The sequence below is a fragment of the Rhodoferax sp. GW821-FHT07F03 genome, assembly GCF_059418745.1.
This window is the reverse complement of the sequence record NZ_JBWKQM010000007.1, coordinates 235,176-250,463: the sequence shown is the minus strand read 5'-3', so window position 1 is coordinate 250,463 and position 15,288 is coordinate 235,176. Positions and strand designations below refer to the sequence as shown.

Sequence of the window (15,288 nt, the reverse complement as noted above, 5' to 3'; positions counted from 1 at the left end):
GATCCTTTCGCGAAGTAGGGGAAACGAGGCAAAAAACGCAAACACTTACCGCGTGTGCCGGCATACACTTTTTCTCAAAGCGGAGCCCACTCCGTTGGAGACAAGCACGATGAATGCACCGTTGCCCGACAGCATCCGCAAGGCTTTGGAAAGCGCCTCGTTGGATGACAAATACCGCCTGGACCACGGGCGCGCCTTCATGAGCGGGGTGCAAGCCCTGGTCAAGCTGCCCATGCTGCAGCAGCTGCGCGATGTGCAGGCCGGCCACCACACGGCGGGCTTCATCAGTGGCTACCGGGGCTCGCCGCTGGGAACTTACGACCAGGCGCTGTGGAAGGCCGAGAAATACCTCAAGGCGCAGAACATCGTGTTCCAGCCCGGCGTGAACGAGGAGCTGGCCGCCACCGCTGTATGGGGTACGCAGCAGCTGGGCTTCTCCCCCCCGGGTACCAACAAGTTTGACGGCGTATTCGGCATCTGGTACGGCAAGGGGCCGGGCGCGGACCGCTGTTCGGATGTGTTCAAGCACGCCAACATGGCCGGCACCACGGCCTTGGGCGGCGTGATCGCGGTGGCCGGCGACGACCATATTTCCAAAAGCTCCACCGCCGCGCACCAGAGCGACCATATCTTCAAAGCCTGTGGGCTGCCGGTGTTCTTCCCCACCAATGTGCAAGAGATCCTGGACCTGGGCCTGCACGCGTTTGCCATGAGCCGCTTTTCCGGCGTCTGGGCCGGCATGAAGACCATCCAGGAAATCGTCGAGTCCAGCGCAACCGTGTGGGTGGACCCGGGGCGGGTGGACATCCAAATTCCCACCGACTTTGTGATGCCGCCGGGCGGCCTGCACATCCGCTGGCCCGACCACGCGCTGGAGCAGGAGGCGCGCCTGATGCACTACAAGTGGTATGCCGCCCTGGCTTACATCCGCGCGAACCGGCTGAACTACAACGTGGTCGAGGGCCCGAACGATAGATTCGGCGTGATCGCCAGCGGCAAGGCCTATAACGACACGCGTCAGGCGTTGCTCGACCTGGGCCTGGACGACGCAACCTGCCGCCGCCTCGGCCTGCGCCTGCACAAGGTCACCGTGGTCTGGCCACTGGAAGCCCAGCTGACGCGTGAATTCGCCACCGGCCTGCAGGAGATTCTGGTGGTGGAAGAAAAGCGCCAGGTCATCGAATACCAGCTGAAGGAAGAGCTGTACAACTGGCGCGCCGATGTGCGGCCGAATGTGCTGGGCAAGTTCAACGAGCCCGAGGATGACCTCAGCGGCGGGGAGTGGTCCATGGCCAACCCCACGGCCAACACCTTGCTGCGCGCCAATGCCGACTTGTCGCCCGCGCTGATCGCCCGTGCCATCGCCCAGCGGCTGCACAAGCTAGGCGTGGACGCCGACGTGGCTGCCCGTATGGACGCTCACCTGGCCGTGCTGGACGCGCAAGACAGCGCTTTGCGCGCGCTTAGCCAGCGCCACGCGCCGGTGGCCCGCCTGCCCTGGTATTGCTCGGGCTGCCCGCACAACACCAGCACCGTGGTGCCCGAGGGCTCGCGCGCCATGGGCGGCATAGGCTGCCACTTCATGGCCACCTGGATGGACCGCAGCACGATTGCCTTCACCCAGATGGGCGGCGAGGGCGTGCCCTGGGTAGGCCAGCAGCCCTTCACCACCGACCAACACATCTTCGCCAACCTGGGCGACGGCACCTACTTCCACAGCGGTCTGCTGGCGATACGCCAGGCCATTGCCGCAGGGGTGAACATCACCTACAAGATTTTGTACAACGACGCCGTGGCCATGACCGGTGGCCAGCAGGTCGGTGAGCGCCCGGAAGGTCACTCGGTTGTGCAGATAGCGCAGTCTGTGCTTGCGGAGGGTGCTATCAAAACCGTAGTGGTGACGGACGAGCCCGAGAAGTACCAGGGCGTGGCGCTGGCGCCCGGCGTGGAGGTCAAGCACCGTGACTTGCTGGACGATATCCAGCGCGAGTTCCGGGAGATCCAAGGCACGACCATCATCATCTACGACCAGACCTGCGCCACTGAAAAGCGCCGCCGTCGCAAGCGCGGCACCCTGGTGGACCCGGCGGTGCGGGTGGTCATCAATGAGCTGGTCTGCGAGGGCTGTGGCGACTGCGGCGACCAGAGCAACTGCCTGAGCGTGGAGCCGCTGGAAACCCCGTTCGGCCGTAAGCGCCAGATCAACCAGTCCAGCTGCAACAAGGACCTGAGCTGCGTGAAAGGCTTTTGCCCCAGCTTTGTCACGGTGGAAGGCGGGCAGTTGCGCAAGAAGCGCGGCGACCAGGCGGCATCGCCCTTCAGCGGCGGCCTGTTGCCCGAGCCGCAGCTGGCCAGCACTGCCACGGTGTGGGGCATTGTGGTGGCCGGCGTGGGCGGCACCGGCGTCATCACCATAGGCCAGCTGCTGGGTGTGGCCGCGCATCTGGAGGGCAAGGGCATCGTCACCCAGGACGCGGCAGGCCTGGCGCAAAAAGGCGGCGCCACCTGGAGCCATGTGTTGATCGCCGACACGCAGGACAGCATCCGCACCACCCGTGTGGGCCAGGCGGCGTCCGACCTGATTTTGGGCTGCGACCCGGTGGTCACCGCCGCAGCGGAAACCCTGCTGCGCATGCGTCCGGGCCGTACCCAGGTAGTGTTGAACACGCACAGCGCACCCACGGCGGCCTTTGTGCACAACGCCGACTGGACCAACCCCGGCGAGGCCTGTGGGGCCGACATTCTGCAAGCAGCGGGGGCTGGCGGGGTGAGCAGCTTCGACTTCGATGCCGCCGCCAACCGTCTGATGGGCGACAGCCTGTATGCCAACCCCATGCTGCTGGGCTACGCCTGGCAAAAGGGCTGGGTACCGCTGCAGCTGGATTCGCTGCTGCGCGCCATCGAACTCAACAATATGGCGGTGGAGGCCAACAAGACCGCCTTCGCCTGGGGGCGCCGCGCCGCGCTGGACCCTGCCAGCGTGGCGACGCCTGCCCAGCCCATTACCTGGCATCGGCGCGAATCGCTTGACGCGATGCTTCAGCGCCGGGTGGAGTTCCTGACGGGCTACCAGAATGCCGCCTATGCGGACAGCTACCGTGCTTTCGTTGCCCAGGTGCGCCGGGCCGAGCAGCCGCTGGATTCGCGCCTGCCACTGACCGAGGCCGTGGCCCGCTACCTGTTCAAGCTCATGGCCTACAAGGACGAGTATGAGGTGGCGCGGCTGCAGACCGATCCGGCCTTTCTGGCCCGGATTGGCGAGCAGTTCGAGGGCGACTTTCGCCTGCACTACCACCTGGCGCCGCCGCTGCTGTCGCGCAAGAACGCCAAGGGCGAGTTGCAAAAGCGCAAGTTCGGCCCGGCCACTGGCTTGCTGCTGCGCTGGCTGGCCCGGCTAAAAGGCCTGCGCGGCACGCCGTTCGATCCGTTTGGCTACCAGGCCGAGCGCCGTGCCGAGCGTGCCCTGGTGGGTGAATACCGAGCCAGCATCGCCCAGCTGCTACCGGTTTTGGCGACGGCCAACCATGCGGCGGCGCTGGCGTTGGCCCGTGTTCCGGAGCGCATCCGGGGCTATGGCCACATCAAGCAGCGGCATCTGGTGGCCGCCCGGGCTGAATGGGTGGCGCAGACGGCTGCTTTTAACTCCAGTGCAAAATAGGTCTCTGGCGCAGGTAATACGTGCGCTGTAAGCTATATTAAATATAGCAACCCTTGGTCACACACGCCCGGCCTGTGCTCGGTTTGGGCGCAGCAATCCTGCCGCATACAATCGGCGTTGCCCTCGCCTGGCGGGTCGGCGCTCGTCGCGCCCTGCCTGCGGGTTTTATTTTGTATTTCGAAGTTGGAGCCATTTGTGTTCATTTCCTCTGCTTTTGCCCAAACTGCCCCCGCTGCTGCAGCCGCCGGTGGTGACATGATGTCGTCCATTACGGGCATGCTCCCGCTGATCCTGATGTTCGTGGTGCTGTACTTCGTCATGATCCGCCCCCAGATGAAAAAGCAGAAAGAGCACCGCGCCATGATCGACGCGCTGGCCAAGGGCGATGAAGTCGTCACCACCGGCGGCCTGCTGGGTAAGGTCACCAAGCTGGGCGATGGCTTTGTCAGCCTGGAGATCGCCAACGGCGTTGAAGTACAGCTGCAACGCAGCGCTGTCGTCCAAGTCCTGCCCAAGGGCACGGTTAAATAATTAGAAGCTGGAAGCGCAAGCGCGATCATGAATCGATACCCGGTATGGAAGTACGTGATCCTTCTGGTCGCGCTACTGGTGGGGACCATTTACACCCTGCCCAATTTCTTTGGTGAAGCACCCGCGGTGCAGGTCTCGGCGGCTCGCTCGTCGGTCAAGATCGACAGCACCACCCTGGCCAAGGTGCAAGAAGCCCTGGCTGCCAATAGTCTGACGCCCACGCTGGTCGAGATCGACGGCAACTCGGTCAAGGCCCGTTTTGATTCCACCGACAGCCAGCTCAAGGCCAAGGACGTGGTGCAAAAGGCGCTGGTGCCCGATGCCAACGACGCCAGCTACGTGGTTGCGTTGAATCTGCTGTCGCGCTCGCCCTCGTGGCTGACCGCACTGCGTGCCGTGCCCATGTATCTGGGCCTGGACTTGCGTGGCGGCGTGCACTTCATGCTGCAGGTGGACATGCAGGCCGCGCTGAGCAAGAAGGCCGAGTCGCTGACCGGCGACCTGCGCTCCAGCATGCGCGACAAGAATGTGCGCCATAGCGGCATCAGCCGCAATGGCCAGGCCATCGAAGTGCGCTTCCGCGACAGCGAAACCCTGGCCGCCGGCAAGGCCGTGGTGCAAGACCAGTTCCCCGACCTGATCACCACCGACGCGCCCGACGGCACCGAATACAAGCTCACCGCCACTATCCGCCCCGAGGCCGCGCGCCGCGTGCAGGACCAGGCGTTGAAGCAAAACATCACCACCCTGCACAACCGTATCAACGAACTCGGCGTGTCCGAGCCGGTGATCCAGCAGCAGGGCCTGGATCGCATCGTGGTGCAACTGCCGGGCGTGCAGGACACCGCCAAGGCCAAGGACATCCTGGGCCGTACCGCTACCCTGGAAGTGCGCCTGGTGGACGAAAGCACCGAAGCCGCCGCTGCCTCCGTGGGCAATGGCGCCGTACCGTTTGGCGATGAGCGCTACCTGGAACGCAGCGGCCAGCCGGTGATCGTCAAGAAGCAGGTCGTGCTGACAGGTGAAAACCTGACCGATGCCCAGCCCGGCTTTGAAAGCCAGACCCAGGAGCCCACCGTCAACCTGACGCTGGACGCCAAGGGTTCGCGCATCTTCAAGGATGTGACGCGTGAAAACATCGGCAAGCGCATGGCCATCATCCTGTTCGAAAAGGGCAAGGGCGAGGTCGTGACTGCGCCGGTGATCCGTTCCGAAATCGCCGGTGGCCGGGTGCAGATCTCGGGCCGCATGACGACCCAGGAAGCCAGCGACACCGCGTTGCTGCTGCGCGCCGGCTCGTTGGCTGCGCCGATGGAAATCATCGAAGAGCGCACCATCGGCCCGAGCCTGGGGGCGGAGAACATTTCCAAGGGCTTCCACAGCGTGCTGTGGGGCTTCCTGACCGTGGCGGCCTTCATGTGCGGCTACTACATGCTGTTTGGCGTGTTCTCGAGTATTGCGTTGGCTTTCAACTTGCTGCTGCTGGTGGCCGTGCTGTCCATGCTGCAAGCCACCTTGACTTTGCCCGGTATGGCGGCGATGGCTCTGGTGCTGGGTATGGCGATTGACTCCAATGTGCTGATCAACGAACGCGTGCGTGAAGAGCTGCGTGCCGGCGCCTCGCCGCAGGCCGCTATCCATGCCGGTTTTGACCGCGCCTGGGCGACGATTCTGGACTCGAACATCACCAGCGCAATCGTGGGTATCGCCCTGCTGGCATTTGGCTCCGGCCCGGTGCGCGGCTTTGCGGTGGTGCACGTGCTGGGTATTGCGACCAGTATCTTTTCCAGCGTGTTCTTCTCACGTGGCTTGGTCAACCTGTGGTATGGCCGCCAGAAGAAGCTCAAGACCGTGTCCATCGGCACCGTGTGGCGGCCCGATGCCGCCGTTGAAACCAACGCCAAGTAAGGACGCGACACCATGGAGTTTTTCAAGATCCACCGCGACATCCCGTTCATGCGGCATGCGCTGGTGTTCAACATCATTTCCTTCCTCACCTTTGTGGCGGCGGTGTTCTTCCTGTTCTCGCGCGGCCTGCATTTGTCAGTGGAGTTCACTGGCGGCACTCTGATGGAGGTCAGCTATTCCCAGCCGGCCGATCTGACCAAGGTGCGTACGGTGGTGGCCGGCCTGGGCCTGCAGGATGTGCAGGTGCAGAACTTCGGTACCTCGCAGGATGTGCTGATCCGCATGCCGGTGCAAAAAGGTGTGACCTCGGCCCAGCAAAGCGACCAGGTACTGACCGCGCTGAAAACCGAAGACGCATCGGTGCAGCTCAAGCGCACCGAGTTTGTCGGCCCGCAAGTCGGCGACGAACTGGCGGTGGATGGCCTGAAGGCCCTGGCCTTTGTGGTCGTGGGCATCATGCTGTACTTGGCCGTCCGGTTCGAGTGGAAGTTTGCCGTGGCGGCCATCTTCGCCAACTTGCACGATGTGGTCATCATCCTGGGCTTTTTCGCCTTCTTCCAGTGGGAATTTTCGTTGCCGGTGCTGGCGGCGGTATTGGCCGTGCTGGGTTACTCGGTGAATGAATCGGTGGTGATTTTTGACCGTATCCGCGAGAACTTCCGCCGCATGCGCAAGATGACGCCGATGCAGGTGATCGACAACGCGATCACTTCTACCATCAGCCGCACTATCATTACCCACGGCTCGACCCAGATCATGGTGCTGTCCATGCTGCTGTTCGGCGGCCCGACCTTGCATTACTTTGCGCTTGCGCTCACTATTGGTATTTGCTTCGGTATTTACTCATCCGTGTTCGTGGCCGCGGCGATTGCCATGTGGCTTGGTATCCAGCGAGAAGATCTAGTGAAGTCGTCCTCCAAGAAAGAAGATCCGAACGATCCCAACGCAGGTGCGACTGTCTGACCTGCTATTGACGTATGGCTGCAGCCGCTCCTTCTTCTGCTGACCTGCAACTCGCCCGCACAGCGCGCGAGCGCTTTGTCACGGAGGCATGTCAGGGCCTGGAGGTCACTGGACGCGTGGTCGGCGCCCGGTTGACGGCCCTGATCGAGGAAGTTCGCCCGGCACGCGAGATGCAGGAGCGGCGTGATGCCTGGACCGCATTCCAGCGCCAGGGCCGCGTGTGGGAGCAGGCGACAGCCAATGCCTGGCGCCAGGCTCTGAAACCCCAGGCGCCGGCTTTGCCGGTACGTAGCTCGTCCATGCAGTTCGAGTTGATGGGCGACGATGTGGTCGAGAACAAGATACTGGCATCGCGTCTGTCCCTGTCCATCCAGGATCGACTGGCCGAACCCTATGCGAATGCCAGTGCCGCCATCCAGCAGCTGGAAGGACGTGGCGAACTCGCTGCGCAGGACCCTTTGCGTCCCGAGGTGCTGATGCTCTGGCTGGTTGAGCAATGGGCGGGCTCTGGTCTGCCGCGCAATATATTGCAACTGGTCACCGACGTCTTGCAACGTGAGCTTGGCACGCATCTGCTGGCAGCCTACGCGGCTTGCAATGCGTTTTTGTTATCCAGCGGCGTGCAGGTCACGTCAGATTTGCGGGGCCGGGTGAAGCGTACGGCCTCCGGTTCAGCTTCCGATGCCCCGCGTTTCACCAAGGAGCCGCAATTCCGCCCGGGAGATGAGGATTCCGAATGGGACGGAATGCAAATTGCGCCGTCTTCTTATTCCGGAGGTGGATTCACGAATGCCCGTGGCCCAGGAACTCCCCCCATGAGGCCGTTTGGCACTGAGGGTGTTCCAGGCAACGCCGCTCAGGGCGGTGGGGCGAATAACCAGGGGTCTGTCCAGCGTGGGCGCCATCCAGCGGACGAAACCCGCATGATGACAGTGGCTTCGCCCATGTTGCGGGCGCGGCGTCGTGCCCAGGGCGTCATGGGCCATTTGAAGCGCATGTTGAGTGACCATGTGAGTGGTTTTGATGCCACGGTGGCGCAACCGATTTCACCCGCTTTGGCGCGCGCCGTGGCGCGTCCCGAAGATGGAGGCAGTACCAGTCCCTTGCCTATCGGGCTGATGTCCACCGGCCGCTACGAATATGGCCAGGCGGATGTTTCCCAGGCTGCGGGCATTTTGCGCGAGCGCTCCAACCAGCTTAAACAAAAAGCCGCCACCGCCTCGGAAAAGGCCACCATTGAGATCGTGGCCCTGATGTTCCAGAGCATCCTGGCTGAAGAGCGGATACCTCCGTCGGCGCGCGTCTGGTTTGCCCGTTTGCAGCTACCGGTATTGCGCGTGGCGCTGGCCGAGCCCGAGTTTTTTGGCACGGTGGATCACCCGGCACGCCAGTTGATCGACCGTATGGGTTCTTGCGTCATGGGCTTTGATGCCAGCGCGATTGGCGGCACCGCGCTGGAATCCGAGATTCGGCGCGTGGTGCAGGTGATCGAACAGTACCCTGAAACGGGCCGGCGCGTGTTTCAACTGGTGTACGACGAATTCGTCCTGTTCCTGTCCAAGCATTTGACCGAAAAAGGCAGTACCCAGCGCCTGGTGACGTTGGCGCAGCAGGTGGAGCAAAAAGAAACCCTGGCCATCCAGTACACCATTGAGCTGCGCAATATGCTCAAGGACATGCCGGTGCGTGAGGAGATCCGCGAGTTCCTGTTCAAGGTCTGGGCCGAGGCTCTGGCCATGGCTGCTGTACGCAACGGCCGGCAGCATGAGGAAACCGTGGCTTTGAAGAAGGCCGCCTCAGAGCTGGTCTGGTCGGCCAGCGCCAAGCCGAACCGGGCCGACCGTGCACGTGTAATCCAGAGCCTGCCCATGCTGCTGCAGCGCCTGCGCCAGGGCATGGGTCTGTTGGGCCTGGATACGGCCGCGCAGGAAGGGCATATCAAGCGCATCAGCGATACCCTGGCCGACGCCTTCATGTCCAAGACCGAGGCCATTCCGCAGTCGCGCTTGGAAGCCATGTCGGTACACCTGGCGAATCTGGAAGATTTCTTCAGTGACGACGATCTGGGTGACCTGCCGCTGGACGCCGAAAATATCGAAATGATGCTGGGCATGGATGCCTCCAGCATCGATGTGATTGCCGATGGCGGCTCCAAGCCCAGTGAAGCCATGTTGGCCTGGGCGCAAGAGCTGCAACTGGGCCATTGGTTTGTGTTGGACCACAACCGCCAAGTCAACCGTGTGCAATTTGCCTGGCGCAGCGAGCGCAAGCAACTGCATTTGTTTGCCTCCATGGACGGGCATAGCTATTTGATCCAGGCGCGTCGCCTGGCGGCTTATCTGCAGGCTGGCCTGCTAGTGCCGCAGGAAGATGAGACCTTGACCTTGCGCGCCACCCGCGACGCCCTGAACAAGCTGGACGCTAATCCCGAACGCCTGTTGGCCTAATTCCGAGGTGCCACGCGGGCAGTCAGTGCGCGATACGCTCCGATGCGTCGTCGCAGAGTTCGTCCAACACCAGGGCGTCGGGTTCTTCGCCAAAACTCCAGTAGACCATCAGGATGATGATTTTCAGGTCGTCCAGGCAGACTGGGTTGTCGCCTGTGGCCATGGCGCGGTCCAGTACGATTTCCCGCATCGCAGCAGGCAGTACCCCCGCATCTTCCAGAAAGTGGATGAAGCCCAGGCAGTCTGCACCCAGTCGGTCTTGCTCAGCCACCGAGTAGATGCGCATGCTGTCGAGCGTGGGCGAAACGGTGGGTGGCAAGTTGGTCAGAGTGCCCGGCGTGCGGGCGATCAGGGCCGGGTCTGTGCCCATTGCGGCCAGTTGCAGACCATCCAGCCAGCGCATGGCCTCGGCGATTTCGTCTGCAGCAAAACCCACCGCGCTCAGCTTGCGCTCCAGCAGGGGGGCTTCGGGGCAGGCATCGCCCCGCCAGTAGTTCTCATAAACGAAAACAAGTACTTCAAACATGGGCCCAATATAGCGCAGATCGGTGCCGCGCGACGGCGCGAGCAATCAGGCCGCAGCCATACGCTGGAATAGCCCGCCCGGCAGACGCGCGACGCGGTTGTCCAGTTCCAGTTCCAGCAGCTGAACCTGTAGGCTGGCGGTATCCATGCCCGTGCGTGCCACCAATGCGTCCAGGCTGACTGGGTCGTAACCTAGCGCGTTGAGCAGAGGATCTTCTGCATCATTTTCCTCGTTGACGCAGGTTCCATCAGCGCTGGTAGCTATGGTTTTGGAAGCAATCTGGGGTTGTAGCTCCTCCAGCACGTCTTGAATGTTCTCCACCAGCTTGGCGCCTTGCTTGATCAGCGCGTGGCAGCCGCGGGCCTGTGGCGACTGGATGGAGCCGGGAATCGCAAACACTTCTTTACCTTGTTCGGCCGCCAGCCTGGCGGTGATCAGCGAACCCGACTGCAGCGCGGCCTCGACCACGAGCGTACCTTGCGTCAGCCCGGCGATCAGTCGGTTGCGCTTGGGGAAGTTGGCCGGCAGCGGCGGTGTGCCCAGCAGGTACTCGCTGAGCAATACGCCATGCCGGGCAATGCGGTGCGCCAGTGCCAGGTTGCGTTTGGGATAGACCCGATCCAGGCCGGTGCCGACTACCGCCACCGTGGCCAGGTGGTCGGCGTGTGCGCCCTCCAGTGCCCCTAGGTGGGCGGCGCTGTCTACACCCAGCGCCAAGCCGGACACGACAGTCCAGCCTGCCTGTGCGCAAGCCTGGCCAAACTGCTGGGCATGTGTTTCGCCTTGGGCTGTGGGGTTGCGGCTGCCGACGATGGCGATGCTGTGCTGGCTGACGGTTTCCCACAGGTCGATGCGGCCCAGGGCAAACAGCAGCAGCGGCGGGTCGGCCATGGCCAGCAGCGATTCCGGGTAGAGGACGTCCCCCAGGGTGATGACGGCGCGCTGGCCCTGGGCCGGGTCGGCCTGTGCCAACCAGCTTTCGGTGCTTTCAAGTTGGGCTATGGCATCGGGCGGTGGCAGCTGTAAGGCCTTGGCTTGCGCCGGGGTGACGAATTGTTCCAGCGCGGCGCGGGACTGTGTGAAAACGTCCTGGGGAAGGCCATAGGCAGCCAGCAGGCGGCGTGCGGTTTCGTTGCCTATGCCCGGTGTCAGCACCAGGCGTAGCCAAGCCGCCAGTTCTTCCCGCTCCATGCGTGCTGTGCTTAGTGCGGCGTGGTTACGCGATCACCAATCTTGACGCCTGACTTGATTTGCAGGATCAGCCCATAGGACAGCCGCTCGAAGGGGCGGAACACCATCAGCAGGCCGTTGTTCTCGTCGGGCAGTTTGATGTCGGTTTTGCTGGGGTCGGTTTTGTCCTGCATGCGCGGGCCGTCGGACAGCAGGGACAGCACATGGCCGCGCTCTATGCCGTCCTTGGTACCACGGTTGATAACCACGATCTGGTTCTGCGCCGCATTGGTCACAGCGCTGCCATAGACCGAGACAATCCGGCCGTCTACGACACTGGAGGGCGCCCGCGGCACGAAATTCAGCAGCTCACGTTCGGGTTCGGGCACCAGGCGGTCACCGGTGCTGATCTCTTCCTTGGTCGCCACGATGTCGAGGCTGGCGGGGACGACATCCAGCAGCGGTTTGCCGTCACGGTCCTTGTCCTTGGAGACTTGCGTGCTTTCGCTGGAAAGCAGTGCGGCCTTGCCCACGAACTGGGCTTCGTAACCCAGGATTTCCTGGGTGCCAGGGTCCCGCAGGGGTGTGGCATTGCGGAACACGCGGAAGTTCAGCGGCTTGCCGCGCGCGTCGCTCAGCGGGGCATTGGCCGGGCCGCGTGCATAGGCGCGGTCGCCACGGCTCAGCAGCACACGGTCTTCCTGGGTGGCGACGATGCGGGGGGCTAGCTCCAGCGTGGTGGCGTCAATGATCAGTGGTTCGGCCAGGAAGGGCTCGATCAAATGGGTCTTGAGTGTAGGCAGGGCGTTGTCCGATAGCAGCTCGCTGCGCGTGCGCGGTGACAGGCGCACCGTCTGGGCCACGTCGCCGGTCGGTACCGCGCCGGCTTGCAGCAGGGCGCGGCCATCTTTCTTCACCAGGCGCAGTTCCTGGCCGGGGTAGATGCGGTGCGGGTTGCGGATTTCCTGCTGGTTCATGCCCCACAGTTCGGGCCAGCGCCAGGGGCTGGTCAGGAACAGGCCAGAAATGGCCCACAGCGTGTCACCGGTCTTTACGGTGTAGCGGTCCGGGGCATTGGGGGCCAGAGCGCTGAGCGGCACGCCCGCCTGGGCAACCTCGTTGGCGGTGGCCTGCTGGGTGGGTGAAATGGGGTAGTTCTGTGCCTGTGCCGTGGTGCCCAGCATGCCGGCGCAGAGCGCCATTCCCGTCGATGCCAAGGCCCAACGTGCCCCCACTCCCGCCATCATGTATTTCATATGTTGTTGCACCACAAATGCCCGCCTGATGGGGCGTTGCTCCGGATGGAGCGACTCCCTTGCATAACGGAAAACTTAGACAAATTACGCGCGATTCTGCGCCCAAGCCCCTGCTTGGGCAACGAATATCCGGCAGGGGCCGCTCCCCATATCCTAAAAGTAGCGAAAATAGCGACACACGACATGCCGAATGCCAAGCTGGACAGCCCCGGGCTCTTCAGCCTGGCTTTCAGCATGTCTTCGACATTTTCGGTGAGATTCCATGGCGCTACTTTCAATTCTCCAATATCCAGATCCCAAGCTGCACACCTTAGCACGACCGGTTGCTGCGGTGGATGCGCGCATCCGCTCCCTGATCCAGGACATGCTTGAAACCATGTACGACGCCAACGGCATCGGCCTGGCGGCTACCCAGGTGAATGTGCACGAGCGCCTGGTCGTGATCGACGTGTCCGAAGAGCGCAACGAGCCCCTGGTGCTGATCAACCCGGATATCGTCTGGGCCAGCGAAGAGCGCGTGGTGAACGACGAAGGCTGCCTGTCCGTGCCGGGTATCTACGACGGGGTGGAGCGCTCCACCCAGGTCAAGGTGTCGGCTCTGGACGGCGAGGGCGTGTTGCGCACCATCGAGGCCGAGGGCCTGCTGGCCGTGTGCATCCAGCACGAGATGGACCACTTGAAGGGCAAGGTATTTGTGGAATACCTGTCGCCGCTCAAGCGCAATCGCATCAAGAGCAAGATGCTCAAGACTCGGCGCACGCTGGGCAAGTCGGACGTAGCTTGATGCGCGTCATTTTTGCGGGCACGCCCGAATTCGCCCGGGTGGCCCTGGAGGCTTTGCTGGCGGCGGGCCATGAGATCGTGCTGGCGCTGACCCAGCCGGACCGCCCCGCAGGCCGGGGCATGAAATTGCAGGCCTCGCCGGTCAAGCAGCATGCGCTGGCCCACGGCATTCCCGTAGCCCAGCCGCGCAGCCTGCGCCTGGACGGCAAATTCCCTGAAGACGCGGCCGAGGCGCAGCGCCTGCTGCAGGCTGCGCAGGCCGACGTGATGGTGGTGGTGGCTTACGGGCTGATCCTGCCGCAGTGGGTACTGGATTTGCCACGCACCGGTTGCTTGAACATCCACGCCAGCCTGTTGCCACGCTGGCGCGGCGCGGCGCCCATCCACCGGGCCATCGAGGCGGGCGATACCGTTACCGGCGTGACCATCATGCAGATGGATGCCGGACTGGATACCGGAGATATGTTGCTGGTCGAGTCCCTGCCCATCCTGGACAGTGATACCACCGGTAGCCTGCACGACAAGCTGGCCGCGCTGGGCGGACGTATGGTGGTGCAGGCGCTGGCGCAGCAGCCTGCCCTGGTTCGTACAGTGCAGCCGGAAGAGGGCGTTTGCTACGCCCACAAGATAGAGAAGCGCGAAGCCGCGATCGACTGGACGCAAAGCGCACAGACCATTGTTCGCCGTATCCGCGCCTTCAACCCCTTCCCCGGCGCGGCGACGCTGTTGGGCGGCGAGAGCCTGAAGGTCTGGTCGGCCTCAGTGTCGGATGCACCTGCGCCCGCGGGTCAGGCTTGTGGGTCAATTTGTGCTCTAGCGCAGGAATACATTGCGGTGGTAGCTATGAATTCTGTAGTAAATGTCCATGAACTGCAGCGCCCGGGCGGCAAGCGCCTGCCGGTGGCCGAGTTCCTGCGCGGGGCCGATCTGCAGCTGGGCATGGCGTTTGAGGCGGTGGCCGCCTGATGTTCTTGCAGCGTGCGAACCGCGTCCACGCCGAGTTCCGGGTGGGGGCTGCCGAAATGTGGCCGCAGGCGCCCGGCATGGCGGCCTGGGGCCTGATGACCGGTGTGGCTATGGCCAAATCCGGTATGGGCATGCTGGAGGCCTTGTTCATGGCCTTGACCGTGTTTGCGGGCAGTTCTCAGCTGGCGGCTACGCCCCTGCTGGTTGCCGGCGCGCCGGCCTGGGTGGTGCTGGCCACGGCGTTTTGCGTCAACCTGCGCTTCGTGGTGTTCAGCCTGCACCTGCGGGCCTACCTGGCACATCTGCCCTGGCTGGAACGCATCAGCCACGGCTACCTGACCACCGACATGACCTACGTGCTGTTCACCCGGCGCTTCCAGCACCCGGCGACGGACGCCGCCGGGCGGCGCGCCCAGGAGGCTTATTTGGCGGGCAGCAATAGCGTCACCTGGGTCAGCTGGATGCTGCCCAGCATCGTCGGCGTGGTGTTGGCCAACTTCATCCCAACCGCCTGGGGGCTGGGTTTTGCCGGGATTTTGTGTTTGCTGGGCATACAGTGCTCGCTGGCAACCACACGCTTGCGTCTGCTGTCGGCGGCGGTGGCTGCGATTGCGGCGGTGGTCGCCTATGCCCTGCCGTTCAAGCTGAATATCGTGGTGGCGATTGCGGTGGCGGTATTGATCTGCCTGGGGGCGGAGAAACTGCGCCCAGCACCTGTCGGGACCGCTGCATGAATGCGGATATCGACTTCCATACCCTGGCCATCATCTGCGGCCTGGCCTGCGTGACCGTGTTGACGCGCTGCTTTTTCTTCCTGTCCAGCAAGAGTTGGAGCCTACCAGCCTGGATGCTGCGGGGCTTGCAATATGCGCCGATAGCCGCCCTGTCGGCCGTGGTGCTACCCGAGATCGTGATGGCGCAAGGCCATCTGATCACTACCTGGATGGACGCCCGCGTTTTTGGCGCGGTCGCCGGCGCGCTGCTCTATTTCTGGCGGCGCGACGTGTTGCTGACCATCGTGGTTGGCATGGCCGTGTATCTGCCGCTGCATCTGGGCCTGGGCTGGTAAGCCCCAGCGGT

The 15,288-nt window shown here is 63.2% G+C and carries 12 protein-coding genes; 9 read left to right on the top strand and 3 right to left on the bottom strand.

What is annotated here, in order from left to right; genetic code table 11:
• Nucleotides 1-109 precede the first annotated feature (109 nt).
• The 5 genes from AC07R0_RS12770 to AC07R0_RS12750 all read left to right on the top strand — a co-directional run bounded on the left by AC07R0_RS12770 (nt 110) and on the right by AC07R0_RS12750 (nt 9,507).
• Nucleotides 110-3,658: an indolepyruvate ferredoxin oxidoreductase family protein gene (locus AC07R0_RS12770; protein WP_495105091.1), complete on the top strand. Its 3,549-nt coding sequence runs from the start codon at nt 110-112 to the stop codon at nt 3,656-3,658.
• Between the two features lie 195 nt (nt 3,659-3,853).
• Nucleotides 3,854-4,189 carry a preprotein translocase subunit YajC gene (gene yajC, locus AC07R0_RS12765; RefSeq protein ID WP_495075607.1) on the top strand — a complete coding sequence of 112 codons (336 nt, stop codon included), beginning with the start codon at nt 3,854-3,856 and terminating at the stop codon, nt 4,187-4,189.
• 27 nt (nt 4,190-4,216) lie between these two features.
• On the top strand, nt 4,217-6,097 hold the full coding sequence (secD, locus tag AC07R0_RS12760) for a protein translocase subunit SecD (protein WP_495105090.1): 1,881 nt from the start codon (nt 4,217-4,219) through the stop codon (nt 6,095-6,097).
• A gap of 12 nt (nt 6,098-6,109) precedes the next feature.
• Entirely contained in the window at nt 6,110-7,060 is a 951-nt protein-coding gene (gene secF / locus AC07R0_RS12755; RefSeq protein ID WP_495075609.1) for a protein translocase subunit SecF, read from the top strand.
• Between the two features lie 14 nt (nt 7,061-7,074).
• Nucleotides 7,075-9,507 (top strand): DUF1631 family protein, encoded by a 2,433-nt coding sequence (locus AC07R0_RS12750; RefSeq protein WP_495075610.1) that lies wholly within the window; start codon nt 7,075-7,077, stop codon nt 9,505-9,507.
• Nucleotides 9,508-9,529: 22 nt separating this feature from the next.
• Here AC07R0_RS12750 and AC07R0_RS12745 read toward each other — a convergent pair whose 3' ends face one another.
• The 3 genes from AC07R0_RS12745 to AC07R0_RS12735 are packed head-to-tail and all read right to left on the bottom strand — an operon-like array spanning nt 9,530 to nt 12,450.
• Nucleotides 9,530-10,033, bottom strand: a complete 504-nt coding sequence (locus tag AC07R0_RS12745; RefSeq protein ID WP_495075611.1) for a Smg family protein — start codon at nt 10,031-10,033, stop codon at nt 9,530-9,532.
• 45 nt (nt 10,034-10,078) lie between these two features.
• Complete coding sequence (dprA, locus tag AC07R0_RS12740) at nt 10,079-11,224, bottom strand: DNA-processing protein DprA (RefSeq protein ID WP_495105089.1); 1,146 nt, start codon at nt 11,222-11,224, stop codon at nt 10,079-10,081.
• 11 nt (nt 11,225-11,235) lie between these two features.
• On the bottom strand, nt 11,236-12,450 hold the full coding sequence (locus AC07R0_RS12735; protein ID WP_495075826.1) for a LysM peptidoglycan-binding domain-containing protein: 1,215 nt from the start codon (nt 12,448-12,450) through the stop codon (nt 11,236-11,238).
• A 271-nt stretch (nt 12,451-12,721) separates the two neighbouring features.
• On the opposite strand from AC07R0_RS12735, the gene def reads away from it, so the two are divergent.
• The 4 genes from def to AC07R0_RS12715 are packed head-to-tail and all read left to right on the top strand — an operon-like array spanning nt 12,722 to nt 15,277.
• A complete protein-coding gene (def, locus tag AC07R0_RS12730) occupies nt 12,722-13,243 on the top strand; it encodes a peptide deformylase (protein ID WP_495096316.1) in 522 nt (173 codons plus the stop codon).
• A complete protein-coding gene (fmt, locus tag AC07R0_RS12725) occupies nt 13,243-14,208 on the top strand; it encodes a methionyl-tRNA formyltransferase (RefSeq protein ID WP_495105088.1) in 966 nt (321 codons plus the stop codon). Before def ends, fmt begins: the two co-directional genes overlap by 1 nt.
• Entirely contained in the window at nt 14,208-14,942 is a 735-nt protein-coding gene (locus tag AC07R0_RS12720; RefSeq protein ID WP_495096314.1) for an AzlC family ABC transporter permease, read from the top strand. Before fmt ends, AC07R0_RS12720 begins: the two co-directional genes overlap by 1 nt.
• The gene (locus tag AC07R0_RS12715) at nt 14,939-15,277 is read left to right on the top strand and encodes an AzlD domain-containing protein (protein WP_495105087.1); all 339 of its coding nucleotides are present in this window, start codon (nt 14,939-14,941) and stop codon (nt 15,275-15,277) included. The genes AC07R0_RS12720 and AC07R0_RS12715 overlap by 4 nt, the downstream gene beginning before the upstream one ends.
• Nucleotides 15,278-15,288 lie beyond the last annotated feature (11 nt).